Genomic DNA, 317 nt, shown 5'->3' with positions numbered 1-317 from the left:
AAGGTACGTATTACTATATCATTGAATACACCGATAACAACAACAAGAAACATACGAAAGGAAGTTGGTTGTATATTAAGAAGTAATAATTATAATAAAGCAGTAGGTGATGGAAAATGCTGTTGCCTACTGCTTCATCATTAACATAAATAAGTCGATATGAAAAAAAGAAATCTTTTTTCAGTGGTGATGTTGCTGTTTGCCACAATGGTTTTTGCTCAACAAGAATCCCAGTACACACAATACATGTACAACACGATGATGTTTAATCCGGGATATACGGGGTCTCGTGGTGTTGATAGTTTTTTTGGTATATT

The 317-nt window shown here is 33.8% G+C and carries 1 protein-coding gene; it reads left to right on the top strand.

Annotated features, from left to right (window positions below; translation table 11 throughout):
- Positions 1 to 159 precede the first annotated feature (159 nt).
- The coding region (locus CCAND38_RS11465) for a type IX secretion system membrane protein PorP/SprF (protein WP_156129747.1) at positions 160 to 317 on the top strand (158 nt) is incomplete at its 3' end.

Origin of the sequence: Capnocytophaga canis (genome assembly GCF_000827555.1) — a bacterium.
Classification (GTDB): domain Bacteria; phylum Bacteroidota; class Bacteroidia; order Flavobacteriales; family Flavobacteriaceae; genus Capnocytophaga; species Capnocytophaga canis.
Note: the sequence above shows the minus strand (reverse complement) of the source record. Positions and strands in the feature narration are given on the sequence as shown.